16 protein-coding genes and 3 pseudogenes are annotated in these 18,079 nt (G+C 44.0%); 11 read left to right on the top strand and 8 right to left on the bottom strand.

All coding sequences use genetic code 11. The features are described 5' to 3' along the window. Window positions 1–195 (top strand): annotated as a pseudogene (locus tag O9324_RS06440) (Uma2 family endonuclease); the annotation flags it as partial. Window positions 196–201: 6 nt separating this feature from the next. Here O9324_RS06440 and rpsF read toward each other — a convergent pair. Beyond that, complete coding sequence (gene rpsF, locus O9324_RS06435) at window positions 202–591, bottom strand: 30S ribosomal protein S6 (protein ID WP_002769143.1); 390 nt, start codon at window positions 589–591, stop codon at window positions 202–204. A gap of 145 nt (window positions 592–736) precedes the next feature. Between rpsF and O9324_RS06430 the strand changes: the two genes are divergently transcribed. Then, complete coding sequence (locus O9324_RS06430) at window positions 737–1,519, top strand: fumarylacetoacetate hydrolase family protein (protein ID WP_012264600.1); 783 nt, start codon at window positions 737–739, stop codon at window positions 1,517–1,519. Here the strand turns inward: O9324_RS06430 and tpiA are convergent. After that, window positions 1,516–2,241 carry a triose-phosphate isomerase gene (gene tpiA, locus O9324_RS06425; protein WP_002801963.1) on the bottom strand — a complete coding sequence of 242 codons (726 nt, stop codon included), beginning with the start codon at window positions 2,239–2,241 and terminating at the stop codon, window positions 1,516–1,518. The genes O9324_RS06430 and tpiA overlap by 4 nt on opposite strands. A 157-nt stretch (window positions 2,242–2,398) precedes the next feature. Here tpiA and O9324_RS06420 point away from each other — a divergent pair, with 157 nt between their 5' ends. Then, window positions 2,399–3,163, top strand: coding sequence for a metallophosphoesterase family protein (locus O9324_RS06420; RefSeq protein ID WP_002760958.1), 765 nt, complete (start codon window positions 2,399–2,401; stop codon window positions 3,161–3,163). On the opposite strand, the gene O9324_RS06415 is transcribed toward O9324_RS06420, so the two are convergent. From O9324_RS06415 to pgl, 3 genes are all read right to left on the bottom strand, one after another. Beyond that, complete coding sequence (locus tag O9324_RS06415) at window positions 3,082–4,329, bottom strand: site-2 protease family protein (RefSeq protein WP_288139761.1); 1,248 nt, start codon at window positions 4,327–4,329, stop codon at window positions 3,082–3,084. The two genes, O9324_RS06420 and O9324_RS06415, sit on opposite strands and share 82 nt — an antisense overlap. A 196-nt stretch (window positions 4,330–4,525) precedes the next feature. Then, complete coding sequence (locus O9324_RS06410) at window positions 4,526–5,164, bottom strand: double zinc ribbon and FHA domain-containing protein (RefSeq protein WP_288139760.1); 639 nt, start codon at window positions 5,162–5,164, stop codon at window positions 4,526–4,528. Between the two features lie 243 nt (window positions 5,165–5,407). Continuing rightward, window positions 5,408–6,130, bottom strand: a complete 723-nt coding sequence (gene pgl, locus O9324_RS06405) for a 6-phosphogluconolactonase (protein ID WP_004161290.1) — start codon at window positions 6,128–6,130, stop codon at window positions 5,408–5,410. 394 nt (window positions 6,131–6,524) lie between these two features. On the opposite strand from pgl, the gene O9324_RS06400 reads away from it, so the two are divergent. Both O9324_RS06400 and O9324_RS06395 read left to right on the top strand, forming a co-directional pair. Beyond that, the gene (locus O9324_RS06400) at window positions 6,525–7,316 is read left to right on the top strand and encodes an HpsJ family protein (RefSeq protein ID WP_287629634.1); all 792 of its coding nucleotides are present in this window, start codon (window positions 6,525–6,527) and stop codon (window positions 7,314–7,316) included. Window positions 7,317–7,880: 564 nt separating this feature from the next. Then, entirely contained in the window at window positions 7,881–8,612 is a 732-nt protein-coding gene (locus tag O9324_RS06395; RefSeq protein WP_002760967.1) for an undecaprenyl-phosphate galactose phosphotransferase family protein, read from the top strand. Between the two features lie 270 nt (window positions 8,613–8,882). Here O9324_RS06395 and O9324_RS06390 read toward each other — a convergent pair whose 3' ends face one another. After that, the gene (locus O9324_RS06390; protein ID WP_288139759.1) at window positions 8,883–9,455 is read right to left on the bottom strand and encodes a Uma2 family endonuclease; all 573 of its coding nucleotides are present in this window, start codon (window positions 9,453–9,455) and stop codon (window positions 8,883–8,885) included. A 209-nt stretch (window positions 9,456–9,664) separates the two neighbouring features. Here O9324_RS06390 and ileS point away from each other — a divergent pair, with 209 nt between their 5' ends. The 5 genes from ileS (at window position 9,665) to O9324_RS06365 (ending at window position 15,325) form a co-directional block, all read left to right on the top strand. Beyond that, on the top strand, window positions 9,665–12,523 hold the full coding sequence (ileS, locus tag O9324_RS06385; protein ID WP_288139758.1) for an isoleucine--tRNA ligase: 2,859 nt from the start codon (window positions 9,665–9,667) through the stop codon (window positions 12,521–12,523). Window positions 12,524–12,629: 106 nt separating this feature from the next. After that, window positions 12,630–12,992: a hypothetical protein gene (locus O9324_RS06380; RefSeq protein ID WP_288139757.1), complete on the top strand. Its 363-nt coding sequence runs from the start codon at window positions 12,630–12,632 to the stop codon at window positions 12,990–12,992. 675 nt (window positions 12,993–13,667) lie between these two features. After that, entirely contained in the window at window positions 13,668–14,030 is a 363-nt protein-coding gene (gene ndhC / locus O9324_RS06375; RefSeq protein WP_002739390.1) for a photosynthetic/respiratory NAD(P)H-quinone oxidoreductase subunit C, read from the top strand. Window positions 14,031–14,077: 47 nt separating this feature from the next. Then, window positions 14,078–14,821, top strand: coding sequence for a photosynthetic/respiratory NAD(P)H-quinone oxidoreductase subunit K (gene ndhK, locus O9324_RS06370; RefSeq protein ID WP_002769162.1), 744 nt, complete (start codon window positions 14,078–14,080; stop codon window positions 14,819–14,821). Continuing rightward, the gene (locus O9324_RS06365; RefSeq protein WP_002760978.1) at window positions 14,822–15,325 is read left to right on the top strand and encodes an NAD(P)H-quinone oxidoreductase subunit J; all 504 of its coding nucleotides are present in this window, start codon (window positions 14,822–14,824) and stop codon (window positions 15,323–15,325) included. Between the two features lie 142 nt (window positions 15,326–15,467). Here O9324_RS06365 and O9324_RS06360 read toward each other — a convergent pair whose 3' ends face one another. Next, the gene (locus tag O9324_RS06360) at window positions 15,468–16,973 is read right to left on the bottom strand and encodes a UbiD family decarboxylase (protein WP_002769166.1); all 1,506 of its coding nucleotides are present in this window, start codon (window positions 16,971–16,973) and stop codon (window positions 15,468–15,470) included. Window positions 16,974–17,153: 180 nt separating this feature from the next. Between O9324_RS06360 and O9324_RS27160 the strand changes: the two are divergent. Then, window positions 17,154–17,939 (top strand): annotated as a pseudogene (locus tag O9324_RS27160) (AAA family ATPase); the annotation flags it as partial. Window positions 17,940–17,945: 6 nt separating this feature from the next. On the opposite strand, the pseudogene O9324_RS06350 reads toward O9324_RS27160, so the two are convergent. Further along, a pseudogene (locus O9324_RS06350) lies at window positions 17,946–18,079 on the bottom strand (IS630-like element ISMae24 family transposase); the annotation flags it as partial.

Here is an 18,079-nt window from a genome sequence, read left to right as displayed (position 1 = left end):
ATCCTAGGGATTCGGTTTGAGATGTTTGAAGAGGGTTTAGAGGTCTTTTATCCCAATGGGGAACGATTTAAAGACCCTGAAACCCTCTTTGAGGAACGCAACCAAGCACAACAAGAACGCGACCAAGCACAACAGGAGCGCGATCGCGCTTTTGCCCGATTACGGGAATTGGGCATTGACCCGACACAGTTGTGACTATAATTAATCTTCAGCGGAGATACCGTCATCTTCCACCACCGCTTCGGTGATAGGAGAGGGGGGAATTTCCGTTAAGGGAGATAAATCGGCAGGGGGGGCCACCACGCGATCGAGTTTTAGGGTTAAATAACGAATAACCTCATCACTTAAACGCATGGCCCGTTCCATGGGGGCGACTTGTTTGCCGCTGGCCTGATAATTCATCTGCACATAGACACCATCATTGAGTTTTTTGATGGGATAGGCCAGACGTTTTTTACCCCACACCTTCACTTGAATGTCTGTGGCGCTGTGTTCGCTAATCAGAGTCCGATAACGTTCCACTTGTTGCTGAACGACTTCTTCCCCTAAATCGGGCCGGAGAATGTAAAGAGTTTCGTAGTTATTGCTCATCTCAGAATCCTTATGGACTAGAAGGCTTCTTTGTCAAGGCCAAGAGTCAATTGATTTTAATAACTCTCTAGCTTTTAATAAAGAAGCAAGGATATATGATCATACTACTATCCGAGAGTCGATCGCTAGTCATTCCCAGAAAAATATGGCGCAACGCTATGTACGAGTGAAACATCGTCAAGGACAAATCTTCTACGGACTGTTACAGCTAAACCGTAGCGTTGCCGTCTTTGATGCCCCTCCCTGGCAAGGAGGGCAACTAACCAAGCTAGAATTAGAACCTGATAGCTACCAACTATTAGCCCCCTGTTTCCCGTCGAAAATTATTGCCGTGGGCAAAAATTACCGCGCCCACGCCGCCGAGATGGGAACACCTGTACCGGAAGAACCGCTTTTATTTCTCAAGCCACCGACGACAATTATCGCCGATGGTGAAACTATTTTTTATCCGCCCCAATCGGAAAGAGTGGATTATGAGGGAGAATTGGCATTAATTATCGGAGAAACCGCCAAAAACTGCACCACAGCCCAGGCCAGAAGTAAAATCTGGGGTTATACCATTGCTAACGATGTCACCGCTAGGGATTTACAGAAAAAAGATAGCCAATGGACGCGGGCGAAAGGATTTGACAGTTTTTGTCCCCTCGGCCCCTGGATTGTCCGGGAACTGAGTATCGGGGCCCAATTAACCACTTTTCTCAATGATGGCAGCGAACCCAAACAAAGCAGTTATCTGAGTGATATGGTCTTTCCCCCCGATGTCTTGGTGGCTTATATCTCCCAAGTGATGACCCTGCTGCCGGGGGATGTAATTTTAACGGGAACTCCCGAAGGAATCGGACCGCTGCAGGTGGGGGATAAAGTTCGGGTGGAAATAGAAGGCATCGGGGTTTTGGAAAATAGCGTCATGGCAGCAGAAATCGATTAACGATAATTAACAATCCTGGCGAAGACGGCGGGGTCTAGACTTGCCCCACCGACTAAAGCCCCGTTTATCTGGGATTGAGCCATAATTTCATCGATATTATCGGGTTTTACCGAACCACCGTACTGAATGGTTACTTCGGGATTGTCTAATTGTTGTCGAATCAAACCGATAACGCGGTTGGCTTCCTCGCTTTCGCAGGTTTCTCCCGTGCCAATCGCCCAGATGGGTTCGTAGGCGATAACGAGGTTTTTTTGGTCAACATTGACTAAACCCCCTTGAATTTGCTTGATAATTACCTTTTCCGTTTCTCCGGCATCTCTTTGGGCTTTACTTTCTCCCACGCAGATAATCGGGATTAAACCTTGTTTTTGGGCAGATATAACCCTTAAATTGACGGTTTCATCGGTTTCGCCGAAATATTGCCGGCGTTCACTGTGACCGATAACCACATAGTGAACCCCAATTTCGGTTAACATATCCGCCGAGATTTCGCCCGTATAAGCCCCCGATTTTTCCCAGTGGACATTTTGCGCCCCCAAGCGAATACGACCGCCGTGGAGGGTTTTAGAGAGGACAGCTAAAGCTGTGAAAGGCGCGCAAAGAACTACTTCTCGGTCGTCGGGGGTTTCCTCTAGATGGGATTTAAAATCTTGCAAAAACTCCAAAGCTTCTCTCTGGGTTTTGTGCATTTTCCAGTTACCTGCAATAACAACTTTCGGCACAGCTTAATTAATTTAGTAGATTTGATAATTTATGGTACATTTTACTGTAAGCCTTTTTGTTACCCTAAGCAAGATCACCGATAATCGCTGTTTGTCGTGAACAGATTTCTTTAATACTTTTACCTGTACCTATGCCCTAATCCCCTACCAAATCCTCATGCGAACCTTAGCGATCGGCGATATTCATGGTTGCTCGAAAGCTCTAGATCACTTACTAGAGATCGTCAACCCCAAACCGCAAGATACTTTAATCACCCTCGGTGATTACGTTAATAAGGGCAGAGACTCGAAAGGGGTGATCGATCGCCTGATTTCCCTACATAAACAGGGAAATTTGATTCCCCTCAAAGGTAATCACGAGATTATCATGCTGCAAGCCCGTAATAACCCCCTCAAACAGCGTCTCTGGTTAGAAAAAGGCGGTAAAGCCACCCTCAAATCCTATAGTGAAGGCCACCTAATTAAAATTCCTGAATCTCACTGGGATTTTTTAGGAAAAGTCTGTATAAATAGCTACGAAACTGCCAATCATTTATTTGTTCACGCTAGTCTCGATCCCCATCTACCCCTAGCCAGACAACCAGAATACAAACTCTTTTGGGAGAAATTTCAATATCCCGCCGCCCATAGTTCGGGAAAAACCATGATTTGCGGCCATACCAGCCAAAAAAGCGGGAAACCGATTAATCTCGGCCATGCCATTTGTATTGATACTTGGGCCTACGGCCAAGGCTGGTTAAGTTGTTTAGATGTGGAAACGGGGAAATTGTGGCAGGTTAACCAGCGAGGAAATTTTCGGATTAGCCAGATTCAAGATTATTATCTTCCATCCTCTCTACGTCAGGACATTAAGGACGGTTCGCCGATTTTTGGCGGTTCACTCTTGTCGAGAGCGGCAGCAATAACATTTAAGGGCAAATAACTGGGGTAAACTCCCTCGCGAGCGCGTTCAATATCCGTTTCCTCTAGGGGAATTTGGTATTTAATCGCAATTGCCTTGAGGATATCGCCGCGATCGATCACTCCCGCTACGGCGGAGGCTGGTGTTAACACCGTGATCATTCGGTCCGGGATGGTTTCCAATTTCTGCACCACCGTCACTAAGGGGGTTTTTTCCTCAACAGTGGGAATTTCCGTGAGGGGATGGGCAATATCAAGCAGTTGTTTTTCTGACCAGAAACTCCGCTCGATCGCCTGTAAATCTTCCACCCGAATTAATCCCCGATAACGTCCCTCGGAAGCGGCAAAATAAGCAGTATTGGCAGCCGCTCGGTCTAAAACGTATTCTTGGGCGAATTCCTCTAGGGTTTGATGGGCGTTTAAAACCCGCAAATGTCTGCTCATCACCTCTCCCGCTGTGAAATTGAGGAGACTTTCCTGTAAATTAGTTAAATTATCGTAGGCGCTGGCATTTCTGAGGATAAACCAGCCTATTAATCCTAACCAGGCACCCCCCACATCTGCCGTCAAGAGAACCAAGAAAATCCCCAAAATAATCCCCAACCAACCGATGAATTGACCACTGATCGCAGCCCAATGTAAACCCTTCCAGCGATCGCCAGTCGCTTGCCAGACCATTGCTTTTAAAATTTGACCCCCATCGAGGGGTAAACCGGGGATAAGATTAAATAGAGCCAAAAACAGGTTAATTATCGCTAAATGCCCGCATATATAGGTTAAATTAGCGTTTAAAGAGGGTAAGTGACTGGCTAGGGATAGGAGACAAAACAGGAGAAAACTGACGAGGGGTCCAGCGATCGCTACTTGCAGGGCCTCCGGAGGAGTCCGCGATTCTCGCTCGATCGAGGCCATTCCCCCAAAGAGAAACAGGGTAATGGAATTGACCTCGATGCCTTGGGAGCGAGCCATGAAACTATGACCTAATTCGTGGAGTAAAACCGAGATAAACAGCAATAAAGCCATGATTAAACCAATTAACCACGCTAAACCGAAACTCTGGCCAGCCAGAGACTGAATTTCTGCATCGGTGGCATTGATCAGGGTGACAAAAGCCAAAATCAAAAACCACGAGGAATCAATATAGAGAGGAATGCCCAATAAAGAGCCGATTCGCCAATTTGTACGCATAATTTTCAGTGGGGAAGTGGGGAAGTGGGGAAGTGGGAAGTGGGGGAATGGGGAAGTGGGGAAGTGGGGAAGTGGGGAAGTGGGAAGTGGGGAATGGGGAAGTAGGGGAATTCAACTAAAACCCTAAAACCCTAAAACCCTAAAACCCTAAAACCCTAAATCCCTAAATCCCTAAATCCCTAACCCCTGTCCCCTTTTAAGACATTTGGAAAATAAAAGTCATTTTGTCCCCTTTACCGAGGGAAATGCGATCGCCAGCCCGAAGACGATGACGATTGCCGGGGGGTAGGGGATTGTGATTAACGTAGGTTCCGTTGGCGCTGCCCGTATCTTCGAGATAATAGATGCCCCCTTCGACGCGGATATCGCCATGAACCCGGGAGACGATGTCAGAATCAGGAAAACCGGAAACATCGATATCGGGGGGAATGCGATCATTAGGTTTGCCGATATGAATTACCGATAGATGTAGGGGTAATTCAATTTTGCTATCGGTTTGCAAGTGCTGGAGACTAGCCATTTCCGTCTGTAAGCGGGTGGCGGCCGGAACCGGTGGAGGGGCAACAGGAGGAGGTGCGATCGAGGCGCCGGTGGCTGTGGGGATCGGTGGGACGGGTTCCGGTTCCGATTCCGATTCGGCCTCGGCCTCGGCTGCCACCATGGGAGCAGAATTAGGCTGTAAATTGTAGCCACACTGACCACAAAAGGTGGCATCAGTTTGGATGGTTGCCCCACAACCAGGACAGGAAGACATCCTCGGTAAGGGAGTATAACAGGCCTCGCATTGACTGGCCTCATCGGGGTTAATATGTTCGCAATTAGGACAAACGATCATTTTTAAAGTAAAAAAGCAGATTAGGAGTTGGGTGTTGGGGTGTTAGGGTTTTGGGGTGTTGGGGTGTTATACCAAATTTCTAAATCCATGACAGACATCCACGCTCGAATGCTTGCCAAACCTTCATTCGTTGTGACGCGAATAAAGAAAAATGGTATTAAGGTTTTGGGGTGTTAGGGTTTTAGTTGAAATTCCCCCATTCCCCCATTTCCCCATTCCCCCATTTCCCCATTCCCCTATTCCCTAGACAAAAGAGGAACCAGCGGCCGCATCGAGTAACCAATATAATTCCCCGGCCGGGGGGTGGATGAGACGAGAAGGATAGGAGAAAGAGTCACCATAAGCAGAGAAAATCTCATGTAGAGCGGGGCGTTTACTTTCGCCGGCAGCGATAAAGATCACACAACGGGCCTGATTGATCAGGGGAACGGTAAAAGTTAAGCGGGGATTGCCATCTTTCTCACCGACAGTGATACAGCGATCGCTCACCGTTAAAGCTGCCGTGTGAGGAAAGAGGGAGGCGGTGTGACCATCATCGCCCATTCCTAATAAAATCAGGTCAAAAACGGGAAAATCGGGAGAATTGACCCCAAACCATTGGCGGAGATGATCATCGTATTTTTGGGCGGCCAGGTGGGGATCGGGTTCATCCGTGGGCATAGGATGAATATTAGTGGCCGGGATCGGTATGCGATCGAGCCATGCTAATCGGGCCATGCGTTGATTACTGTCAGGATGATCGGGACTAACGTAGCGTTCATCTCCCCAGAAAACGTGAATTTTTGACCAGTCGAGGGGTTGAGAGGATAAAGCTTCGTAGAGAGGTTTCGGGGTACTACCGCCGGACAGAGCGATGGTAAAATAGTCCTGTTGGTCGAGGCTGGTTGTGATTTTTTCCAGAACCAGCGCCAGAGATTTTGCGATCAGAGCTTGTTTATCAGCTAAAACTTCCACCAATTTCTGCATGGGTTTTGTTATCGACTCAGGGGGGCTGTCTTTACTATAGGCTAACCATTGAGGACTCGTCTGAGAGCTTGGGAAAATTTTATTCTTTGACAGTCTCTGTCTTAGGGAAGAGATCTGGGGAAAACCCAGTCTGAGAGCTTGGGAAAATTTTATTCTGTGAGAGGGATAAGTTTAGCGATACCATATTGACGTAATATTTCTAGAGTCGATTCTCGAAAGGGGTTGACAAGCAGAACGATTTAGCGTAGGGTTTAGCGGGGGGGCTGAGGGAAAGTTAATTAGAAATTGCAGTTTGTCAGAGTGCCTCTCGGCAAAATCCTTCTGGGAACCCCCAGCGAGAACTTTTAAACAGACTAATGAATCTATTCATTGACATACCATTACAGAAACAGCGATGAACAGCTTTACTTCTTTGTCCCTGAAATTAACGGGATTGGTTTTCATTTTTTCCTTCCTTTTGGATGGGTTTATCTTGCCGCTGCCCTATCGATTTAATCAATCCCAATGGCAGGTAGGGTTCGTCAGCACCTTTGTTGATCGAGGAATTGTTCCTCTTCTGGGTATCGTTCTCGTTTTAATCGCTTACTGGATTGACGCTAACAATAGAGATGTCATTCCTAGAAAATCTCGGTTTGAATTGCGTTGGCCGATCTTTATTCTTTCCACACTGTTAGGCTTAGTTTTTCTGTTGATGATTCCTGTTCATATCAATAATATCAACCAGATTAAAAACAACGCTTTGACTCAAATTGAACAGGGTGTTGACCAAGGAGAGGGACAAATTCAGGCTTTCTTAGCCCAGTTAAATACGCTATCGCAAAATCCCCAACTATTAGAACAGCAGATCTCTCAGAGAACTCAAGTGATTGAAACTGGTCGTTTCCAAGGACAACCGATCAACACGGAACAGTTACAGACCCTCCGCCAACAAAGGGATCAATTAACTAATTTACGGGATTTATCCAAAAAACCGAAGGAGTTTAAACAGCGATTAGATGAGATAAAAAATCAGCTACAAACTCAGCTGCAAGATCGGCGAAAACAGGCAGAAAGCCAAGCTAACTTGGAGGCTTTGAAACAGTGGTTAAGAATTGGTATTCAAAGTATGTTGCTATCGATTTGCTATAGTTTGATCGGTTGGTTAGGCATTCGAGAACTAGGTAGTGTGAAAAAACGCACTGCCTAAGCAGGGGATTTATCTTAATGATCAAGTATAAAGTTTTCGTTTTCGGGACTCAGAATTCTCCGAGTCAGGAGACGAGCGCAGATAAGAGCATACTTCATCCTTATGATCAAATCTGTAACTACTTAAATATTCAGCCACAGGGCATCAGCAAATGATGCCCTTTTATTGATTAAACCTCTAATACTAAATCCTGTTTAAAAGGTATAGGAGAGCAGGGGAGCGGGGAGTGGGAATTAGGAATTAGGAAGTGGCAAGAATAAATAAAAGCAATCTGCTGACTACTGACTCCCCAGACTACTGACTCCCCAGACTCCTGACTTGAAAGAGGGTGTGGGGTGTGGGGTGTAGGGAAGGAAACCTCTTTCATCTGTGGGGGTGAAAATTTTTTCATCGGGACTGACTCCTAATCCCAGCAACAAACTTTTTCAGTAAACCCTAATTAGAGATTTTTCAGTACAAAGGCTCTAAAATGGCCAGTGCCAGTTATTGGCCAGAAGACTTGTTTTTTCAGTCTTGTGGCTTTATCATGGGTACTGTGTGGTGTGTGTGATGTGAAGGAGTAAGATGACTGCTAATAGCCAACTTATCTCCGTCAAGGCTCTACAAGCTTTGATGAAGCGAGGGTTCAAACCTTCGGTCTCTGGTAGACGGCATCAAAAATCTTGGTTAATAGCTTTAGACGGCGATACCTCAAAACGATTATTCGATATCGTTTTCTCCCTATCGGTTCTAATTTTCTTTTCGCCGCTTTATTTAATCTTAGCCTTATTGATCGCGATTAGTTCCCCCGGTCCGGTCTTCTATGTGCAGAAGCGCGTCGGTCAAAACTTCCAGCATTTCAACTGTATCAAGTTCCGTACTATGGTAATGGATGCTGATAAGGTGTTAGAGAGACTGATGGAAGACTCTCCCCAACTGCGGGCGGAATTCGAGGATAATTTCAAGCTTAAGGACGATCCTCGCATAACTTGGATTGGCAAATTTCTCCGCTTAACCAGTTTAGACGAGTTTCCCCAATTCTGGAACGTCCTGCGAGGAGATATGAGCGTCGTCGGTCCGCGGCCTTTAGTTCCCGAAGAATTGCAGAAATATGGCAATCGCATCGACAAAGTTTTAACTATTCGCCCCGGTTTGACTGGTTTATGGCAAGTTTCTGGACGTAATGACATCCCCTATCCCCTGCGGGTGCAGATGGATGTGTATTACGTTAATTCCCGTAACTGGTTAACTGATATCTGGGTAATCTTCAGAACTATCGGTGTTGTGGTTTTTCCCAAAAATAACGGTGCTTACTAAAGCGGTGAATAGTAATTAAAAATTACTCACTGCTGTTTCAATGTAACTAATCTCTAGACTGGAGGAGAGAAGGGCAAAAATTGCTTTTTTCTCCTCTTTTTTTGATAAAGATTATGACAGTAATACTAAATCTGGTTATTAAAGACTGATTATTTATTCCCCTTTTTGCATGAGTGCATGAGCAGAAAACGGGTTTCTCCGAGAAACCCGTTTTCTGTGCGTTACTCAACGGATTTAGTATAATTAAGTGAAGTCAAAAAAGAATGGCAATTATACCAAACCGGGGACTTTGCGATAGATAGAAGCGATCGATCCCCGGAATCCTACACTGGCAAATTCTACCTCATCTCCCGCTTCATAGATCTGTTCTTGCCAAACTCCCGAATCCTCGCGACGGTGACATTCAATTTTCATCTGGTTTTGATGAATAAGAATGTATTCTTTTAAGGTGGGACAGGTTTGATAATCGCTAAATTTATCACCCCTATCAAAGGATTCCGTCGATTTCGATAATACTTCAATAATCAGAACGGGATAAAGAATAAAATCATCGGTATTGTTAATCTCTCTCTCGTCACAAACCACCGCAATATCGGGATAATAATAACAATTTGCCTCCTCTAACCGGACTTTGATATCGGAAGTGAGAACAAGACAGGGACTATCCTCGAGATGGATACTCAATAAAGTAGCTATATTTGTATTTAAGACAATATGGGGCTTTTTTGCCCCTACCATTGCGTAAATCCGTCCTTTTCGGTATTCGTGCTTGATGGGACTGACTCTTTCCCCTTCTAGATACACTTCTGGAGAGACATAAAAAAAATTAGGATTCGTCACCATCGTCCTCATGCTCCCTATCCTCGAATAACTAAATTATAGCCTTTCGGAATCATCGCTCTTGGACTCAATCTCGCTAGACTTATAGATCAATGATTGTCACTTGTAATATTTGTATTACAGTTATGTGACAGAATAGAGATAACGACTCTCAAAGAGACGTTATTTAGGAATGAATCCCGAAAACGATTGATATCCATAGGTTTGCCAGAATGTCCAACGCTAAAAGTTACAAAGATACCGTTAATTTGCCTCAAACTGACTTTGATATGCGAGCAAATGCCAGCAAACGCGAGCCAGAAATCCAGAAATTCTGGCAAGATGAGCAAATATACGAGAAATTAGCGCAAAATAACCCCAAAGAATTATTTATTCTCCACGATGGTCCCCCCTACGCTAACGGGTCTCTGCATATCGGTCATGCTTTAAATAAAATTCTCAAAGACATTATCAATAAATATAAACTGCTGCAAGGCTACAAAGTGCGCTATGTGCCGGGTTGGGATTGTCACGGGTTGCCGATCGAACTAAAGGTTTTACAAAGTCTCAAAAGCTCGGAAAAAGAGGGTCTAACCCCTTTGAAATTACGTCAGAAAGCCCACGATTTTGCCCTTCAAACGCAAAAAGAACAGTGTGAAGGTTTCAAAAGGTATGGAGTCTGGGGAGACTGGGAAAATCCCTATTTAACCCTAAAACCTGAATACGAGGCCGCTCAAATTGCCGTATTCGGAAAAATGGCCCTAAAAGGTTATATTTATCGGGGACTAAAACCGGTTCACTGGAGTCCTAGTTCTCAAACCGCTTTAGCTGAGGCCGAATTAGAATATCCCGAAGGTCACACTTCCCGCAGTGTCTATGTTGCTTTTCCAATTACGTCAGTTTCAACCCCGGTTTTAACGCCATTTTTGCCTAATTTATCCGTGGCTATCTGGACGACTACTCCCTGGACTTTACCCGGGAATTTGGCCGTCGCATTAAACCCAGAATTAAACTATTCAGTGGTGGAAACTAGCGAGTCTAATTATCTAATCGTAGCGACGGATTTAGTCGAAAAATTGGCCGACACTTTTAACACAACTTTGACGATTAAAGCAACGGTTAAAGGTCTGGAATTAGAACATACTAAATATCGTCATCCTTTGTTTGACAGAGAAAGTGCTATTCTCATCGGTGGGGATTATGTCACCACTGATTCCGGCACCGGATTAGTTCATACGGCCCCCGGTCATGGTCAGGAGGATTATATCGTCGGCCAACGTTACGGTTTACCGATACTTTCTCCTGTGGATGATAAGGGAAATTTCACCGCAGAAGCGGGACAATTTGCGGGTTTAAATGTCTTGAAAGATGCTAATGAAGCAATAATTTTAGCACTGACAGAAAAGGGTTCCTTACTCAAAGAAGAAGCATATCAGCATAAATATCCCTACGATTGGAGAACCAAAAAACCGACAATTTTCCGCGCAACAGAACAATGGTTTGCTTCCGTGGAAGGATTCCGGGAATTAGCTTTAGACGCGATTGATTCGGTGCGTTGGATTCCTGCAACGGGGAAGAATCGCATTACTTCTATGGTTAGTGAAAGAAGCGATTGGTGTATCTCTCGTCAGCGCAGTTGGGGGGTTCCTATTCCTGTTTTTTATGACGAAGAAACGAATGAACCTCTGTTAACGGAGGAGACGATTAATCACGTTCAAGCTATCTTCGCAGTCAAGGGTTCTAATGCTTGGTGGGAGTTATCCGTAGAGGAATTGTTACCTCCCAGTTATCGCGATAATGGTCGCAGTTATCGCAAGGGAATGGATACTATGGATGTGTGGTTTGATTCTGGTTCTAGTTGGAATGCGGTGGCTAATGCTCGACCAGAATTAAGTTATCCTGCGGATATGTATCTAGAAGGATCGGATCAGCATCGGGGATGGTTTCAATCGAGTTTATTAACCAGTGTGGCTGCTAATGGTATTGCTCCCTATAAAACGGTGTTAACTCACGGTTTTGTTTTGGATGAACAGGGACGAAAAATGAGTAAATCTCTGGGTAATGTCATCGATCCCAATGTTATCATTAATGGTGGTAAAGACCAGAAAAAAGAACCCGCTTATGGGGTGGATGTGATTCGGTTATGGGTGTCCTCGGTGGACTATACCAATGATGTGAATATCGGTCAAAATATTCTTAAACAGTTGGTAGATATCCGTAATAAAATCCGTAATACTGCCAGGTTTTTACTGGGGAGTTTAAATGATTTTGATCCCCTTAAAGATGCGGTAGCTTATGATGATCTACCGGAGATTGATCGCTATATGTTACATCGTATCTCGGAGGTGTTTACGGAAGTTACGGCAGCTTTTGAAAGTTTCCAATTTTTCCGCTTTTTCCAGACAGTACAGAATTTTTGTGTTGTCGATTTATCTAACTTTTATATCGACATCGCTAAGGATCGTTTATACATTTCTGAGCCTAATTCTTTCCGTCGTCGCAGTTGTCAAACAGTTTATGCTATTGCTTTAGAAAATCTTGCTAAAGCGATCGCTCCTGTCCTATCTCATCTAGCGGAAGATATCTGGCAATTTCTCCCCTATAAAACTCCTTATTTATCGGTATTTGAGTCAGGATGGCTAAAAATCGATCCTGCTTGGAATAATCGCGAATTGGCCGATAAATGGGCGAAATTCCGGCAGCTACGCACCGAAGTTAATAAGGTGATGGAAACTGCCAGAAATGATAAAGCGATCGGTGCTTCTTTAGAGGCAAAAGTTTTACTTTATGTTCCCGATGAAACCTTACAACAGGAGTTAGAATTATTCAACAATTGTGAGAGTTTAACGGGGAATAAAGTCGATGAATTGCGTTATCTATTTCTCTCTTCTCAAGTGGAATTAGTCAGTGATATTAGCGCAATTCAAACCGCAGAATATAAGGGAGAATCGGACTTTGTTTCGGTGGGAATTGTCAAAGCGGACGGAGAAAAATGCGATCGCTGTTGGAATTATTCCACTCAAGTGGGAAAATTTGCCGATGATCCCACTATTTGCGAGCGCTGTAATGCCGCTTTAAAAGGAGAGTTCTAAGCTAAATTAAAAGGGTGCTTTATTGTCTAATAAAGTACCCTTGTTTAATCCTCAGCTAAAAAAAACTTATTCACAGGTATTAACTCTAGGGAATAGATAATTAGGGATGGAAGATTACCAATCAGCTTTTTTACAACGTCATCAAGATACAGAAATACTTTGTAAATCTAATAGGAAAATAGCTGCTATGCACTTTGGAGGTATTACGATCGAATGTTTTCTGAAATCTATGATCTTAGCTTCGGTATCCAGTCAAGAAGGGAAAACTGATTCCAATAACCCCAGACATACTATAACTAATCCGGGTCACAGTTTGACAACTGCTTTAAACCGTCATAATCGTCTCTATTCGAGAGTTCAAAATTTTCCAGAGGTGAGAAAATGGATTAATATAGTGGAAAAACCTAGTCAAAATTTTATAACTATGGGTTATTCCAGCAGTGAACCAAATGTGGTTATCAGCGTATAAAAGTCTGAAAAGTTGGCTTCATAAACAAGCTACTCAACTTTGAGGAGATAGTTATGTCAGAAACTTGGTTAAGATCACTGAAACAAAATTGATGATTTTAATTGGCTTAGTAAATTAAATCTAATTAACCCTTTTCAACGGTAAAAAAATATCCATCCTGATAAGTACCTAAGCAAAATTAATTACATATTTCGATAAAGCTTTTGCCTCTTGCCTATTGCCTCTTGCCTATCTTCACTAGGAAATTTATTTTGCACGACTACTTATACTTGATCGCAAGTCCATTTCCCGGAGCCAAAATAAAGCGATCGCTTTTCTGAGCGGGTGCATTAACAAAGTATAGTGGGTCTGACAGCATTTCTCCTAATTTAGACTGCCTATCGGAAATTTTAGTACAAATGCTCGGACTGGCAACTCTGGCACTCCCATGCAGTCTTAACGAGTAATCTGAATAGCCAGCAGTCCATTACGGTCATTTCCTTGTCACCCCGTCAGAGTTAAGAGCAAAGCAGAGACAGAAGCGAAGTTTGACCCGACGATTAGCTAATGGTATCGATAAACATCTTCAATGCTGCTTTTGAGAAGGAGACGGGTTGCTAAAGCCTCTATAATAAGTACCCATAGAGATGCCGACAACTTCCCCTGTCGATAGCGAATAAGGAGAAAAAAAACCCAGTGTTTGTCCTCAAAGGTTACGAGTATTTTCTAGGATTTCTGCTCGCTTGCAGTTTAGTACCAATCCTATCCCTAACGGCCTCCAAAGTCCTGCGGCCTAGTGGTGGCGGTCCGGAAAGACGCACCACCTATGAATCGGGGATGGAACCGATCGGCGGTGCTTGGATTCAGTTTAACATTCGTTATTATATGTTTGCCCTCGTTTTCGTGGTTTTTGACGTGGAAACCGTCTTTCTCTACCCTTGGGCAGTAGCTTTCAATCAATTGGGCCTATTAGCTTTTGTAGAAGCATTGATCTTTATTGCTATCCTTGTGGTTGCTCTCGTCTATGCTTGGCGGAAAGGAGCCTTAGAATGGTCATAACGGCCATAATTTTCCTTATTTTTGACTTTTCATGAGAGGATAACCGGATGAGTCCCAACCCTACCAGCGAATTTAAGCAAATTATCGAACAACAAAGCGAAAAAATCCTCAATCCCATCGAACGCACCAAAGTTACCCAGGATTTATCGGAAAATGTCATCCTTACCACCGTTGATGACCTGTATAACTGGGCGCGTTTGTCAAGTCTTTGGCCGATGCTATACGGTACAGCTTGCTGTTTTATCGAGTTCGCGGCCTTGATTGGTTCCCGTTTTGATTTTGATCGCTTTGGTTTAGTTCCCCGTTCTAGTCCCCGGCAAGCCGATTTAATCATCACTGCTGGTACAATCACCATGAAAATGGCCCCCGCTTTGGTGCGTCTGTATGAAGAAATGCCAGAACCTAAATATGTGATCGCCATGGGTGCCTGTACGATTACGGGGGGAATGTTCAGCAGTGACTCCACCACCGCAGTTAGAGGGGTAGATAAACTTATCCCCGTGGATGTCTATATACCCGGTTGTCCCCCCCGTCCGGAAGCGATTATCGACGCGATTATTAAACTGCGGAAAAAAGTCGCTAACGAATCTATTCAAGAACGCGGGACTGTCCTCCAGCAAACCAATCGTTATTACAGCACCACCCACAAAATGCAGCCCACGGAACCGATTCTTACGGGTAAATATCTGCAATCGGCCACCCGTCAAGCACCCCCGAAAGAGTTACTAGAAGCCACTGGTATGCCTGTTCCCCCCGCTCTTTTGACCACGAAACAAAAGGAAGAAATCTAAATGACTGAAGAAACGACAGCTATTGTGCAAGCTGGCCCCACTTCGATTTGGTTAAGCGAAAATGGTTTTGAGCATCAAGCTTTAGAAGCTGACCATAGTGGTGTGGAATTGATTAAAGTAGAACCAGACTTTTTAATTCCTCTGGCCACTGCTTTATACGCTTATGGTTTTAATTATCTCCAATGTCAGGGTGCTTACGATTTGGGACCAGGGAAAGAATTGGTTAGTTTCTATCATCTGGTCAAAGTAACCGATAATGTCGATAGTCCCGTGGAAGTGCGCTTAAAAGTCTTTCTTCCTCGAGATAATCCCCGAGTTGCTTCGGTTTACTGGATTTGGAAAGCGGCTGACTGGCAAGAACGAGAAAGTTATGATATGTTCGGCATTATTTATGAAGGACATCCCCACCTGAAACGGATTTTAATGCCGGAAGATTGGGTCGGTTGGCCTCTACGCAAAGACTACGTTTCTCCCGAATTCTACGAACTACAGGACGCTTACTAAGTCGAAAAACTAATCACTAAGTAGGGAGGCAAAATTATTTGTAGGATGGGTTAGCGGTAGCGTAACCCATGCAGGCGTTGGGTTTCATGCTTCAACCCAACCTACGTTCATCTTATATTTAATTCCACCCACCTACTTAAATCTACATTTCGTAGCCAAACTTATTGGCATCCACTTCTTGTAAATTAATGTCGATTAAACCGTATTCTGACCAGCGTTGGGAAACCTTGACCGCCATGGCCGGATCCGACTCCAAAGGTTCCCCCCATTCGTGGTCAGTTTCGGGATACATTTTTGTCGTGGCATCAATTCCCATTCTCCCCCCCAAACCGACCTTTTCGCTGGCAAAATCGAGGCTATCAAAGGGGGTTTCCGGGAGAATAAACACATCGCGAACCGGATCCACTTTAGAACTAATTGCCCAAACCACTTGCCGGGGGTCGCGAATATTAATCTCCTTATCGACGACGATGACAAATTTAGTATAGGTGAACTGGGGTAAGGCACTCCAAAAAGCTAAGGCCGCTCGTCGCGCTTGTCCGGGATAGGCCTTATCAATGGAGATAATCGCCGCTTTATAGCTTAAAGCTTCCATCGGCAGGAAAAAATCCCTGATTTCCGACACCTGTTGCCGTAAAATCGGCGTATAAATACGATTAAGAGCGATGGCCATCATCGCTTCTTCCTTGGGAGGACGACCACTAAAAGTGGTTAAATAAATGGGGTCACGACGATGGGTCATGCAGTGGAAATGAATCAGGGGTGAATCTTCCACACCGCCATAGTAACCCATGTGATCACCAAAGGGTCCATCTGGCAATACCTCTCCGGGAGTAATTGTTCCTTCGAGGACGATTTCTGAGTCGGCCGGCACTTCCAAAGCGAGGGTTTTACACTTGGCTAACTGTACCCCGGAACCGCCGTACAATCCCGCAAACAGCCATTCTGAGAGATCTACGGGGATAGGAGTGGCAGCAGCCATGATAATCAGAGGATCGACCCCTAAAGCGATGGCTATTTCTAATTTTTTGCCCATTTGTGCCGCTTTTCGCAGGTGACGCGCCCCACCGCGCACGGATAACCAGTGGACGGTCATGGTATTGTGAGACTGTAGCTGTAAGCGATAGACACCGACGTTAGGGGTTCCCGTTTCGCAATCTTTAGTAATTACTAGCCCTAGGGTGATAATCTGGCCTGCATCCCCCCGATAGGGTCGAATCATCGGAATTTTCTTTAAATCTACTTCATCCCCCTCTAAAATCACCTGTTGACAGGCAGGGAAAAAGTTACGGTTGGGTTTGGCTTTCAGGACATCAAACAACACTTTACCAAAATCGATCGCTTGGGAGAGTTTTTTCGGCGGTTTCGGTTGTTGCAACAGGGCGAGTTTTTTGCCTAAATCTTCCAATTCTTCGGGTTTATTCAGGTTCATCGCCCAACAGATGCGTTCTACCGTTCCCATCAGGTTAATAGCGACGGGAAACTCGGCCCCTTGCACGTTTTCAAACAGTAGGGCCGGTCCCCCCACTTGTAGCATCCGATTAGCGATCTCGGCAATTTCTAAATCGGCAGAGACCGATGCACTAATGCGGCGTAATTGGCCACGATCTTCTAAAAGCTTAATAAATCCTCGTAAGTCTCTCGCCATGATGAAGAAATGTAAATAAATCCCTGTCTCTATTATCTCTTAGGGCGGCAGTTTCGGTGGGGGATAGTCACCTTTTTGAGAGTTGGAGGCGATTCTCGTCTAGAATTAAGTAAAAAAATCCCCATCTTGCCAGCTTCATTCCTAACCCTAAATTTATGCTTATTCAGCCCGGAGGTCAACATGATTAAGGATATTGAAATTAGTAATTTTAGATGTTTTGAGCATACCAAAATTGAAGGCTTTGAGCGAGTTAATTTAATTGGCGGTAAAAACAATTCAGGGAAAACTGCCCTATTAGAGGCTTTAATTGTTGCTGACAAGCCTGAGAATATTTTATTTTTAAGATACTTGAGAAGAGAGGCAACAAGAATTCATCAGGCATTACCAAAACAGACTTTTGAAAATTTATTTTTTAGGCAAAATCAGCCGCAAGAAATGTTGATTAAAACCCAAAATGAGAATAAACAGGAAACGGAAAATAGAATTATATTCTCTGAAAACATTTCAGAAGAGTTATCAAGAAGCACCAAAATAGCTGGTGGATTAGATTGGTTACGGGATTTTATAGAAGGAGAATCATATTTTCCCAAAGGTATAATACCTACTTTGCGATTTAATATCATCGATAAATTCTCGGGAAATAGTGAGGAATTTATTATAATTGCCACACCCAAAAATTATTTAAATATTAGCTTGAATGGACAATACATAAAACCATCCGACTATAGCTCAGAAAGTGCCAAAAATATGCCAATAATCACAACATCAATGGGAGAAATTAATGCTGATCTAGTCGAAGATTATGAACTTATTGTTTTTCAAGGCAAAAAAAATGAAGTGCTAAATTCTATTCGCATTCTCGATCCATGTATTGAAAATGTTGAGAGTTTTTATCTTGGTTCACCTAGTTTATATCTGACGAGAAAAGGAGAAAATCGTTTACCAATATCACTATTTGGAGATGCTAAGTACCTAGGCAAAATTAATTACATACTCGCCTCCAAAATTGTCCAGCACTTTTTTAACGTAAGCGAGGAGGCTCTTTCGGTCTTTATAGGCACTAAATTCAATCCATTCATATTTTAAAAATCTCCATAATATTTCAA

It is taken from the genome of Microcystis sp. LE19-84.1B (assembly GCF_027531875.1).
Taxonomy (GTDB): Bacteria; Cyanobacteriota; Cyanobacteriia; order Cyanobacteriales; family Microcystaceae; genus Microcystis; species Microcystis panniformis.
Note: the sequence above shows the minus strand (reverse complement) of the source record. Positions and strands in the feature narration are given on the sequence as shown.

Coding starts and splice junctions, on each gene's coding strand:
- rpsF (WP_002769143.1), bottom strand. CDS start 591: ATGAGCAATAACTACGAAACTCTTTACATTCTCCGGCCCGATTTAGGG.
- O9324_RS06430 (WP_012264600.1), top strand. CDS start 737: ATGGCGCAACGCTATGTACGAGTGAAACATCGTCAAGGACAAATCTTC.
- O9324_RS06420 (WP_002760958.1), top strand. CDS start 2,399: ATGCGAACCTTAGCGATCGGCGATATTCATGGTTGCTCGAAAGCTCTA.
- O9324_RS06415 (WP_288139761.1), bottom strand. CDS start 4,329: ATGCGTACAAATTGGCGAATCGGCTCTTTATTGGGCATTCCTCTCTAT.
- O9324_RS06410 (WP_288139760.1), bottom strand. CDS start 5,164: ATGATCGTTTGTCCTAATTGCGAACATATTAACCCCGATGAGGCCAGT.
- pgl (WP_004161290.1), bottom strand. CDS start 6,130: ATGCAGAAATTGGTGGAAGTTTTAGCTGATAAACAAGCTCTGATCGCA.
- O9324_RS06400 (WP_287629634.1), top strand. CDS start 6,525: ATGAACAGCTTTACTTCTTTGTCCCTGAAATTAACGGGATTGGTTTTC.
- O9324_RS06395 (WP_002760967.1), top strand. CDS start 7,881: ATGACTGCTAATAGCCAACTTATCTCCGTCAAGGCTCTACAAGCTTTG.
- O9324_RS06390 (WP_288139759.1), bottom strand. CDS start 9,455: ATGGTGACGAATCCTAATTTTTTTTATGTCTCTCCAGAAGTGTATCTA.
- ileS (WP_288139758.1), top strand. CDS start 9,665: ATGTCCAACGCTAAAAGTTACAAAGATACCGTTAATTTGCCTCAAACT.
- O9324_RS06380 (WP_288139757.1), top strand. CDS start 12,630: ATGGAAGATTACCAATCAGCTTTTTTACAACGTCATCAAGATACAGAA.
- ndhK (WP_002769162.1), top strand. CDS start 14,078: ATGAGTCCCAACCCTACCAGCGAATTTAAGCAAATTATCGAACAACAA.
- O9324_RS06365 (WP_002760978.1), top strand. CDS start 14,822: ATGACTGAAGAAACGACAGCTATTGTGCAAGCTGGCCCCACTTCGATT.
- O9324_RS06360 (WP_002769166.1), bottom strand. CDS start 16,973: ATGGCGAGAGACTTACGAGGATTTATTAAGCTTTTAGAAGATCGTGGC.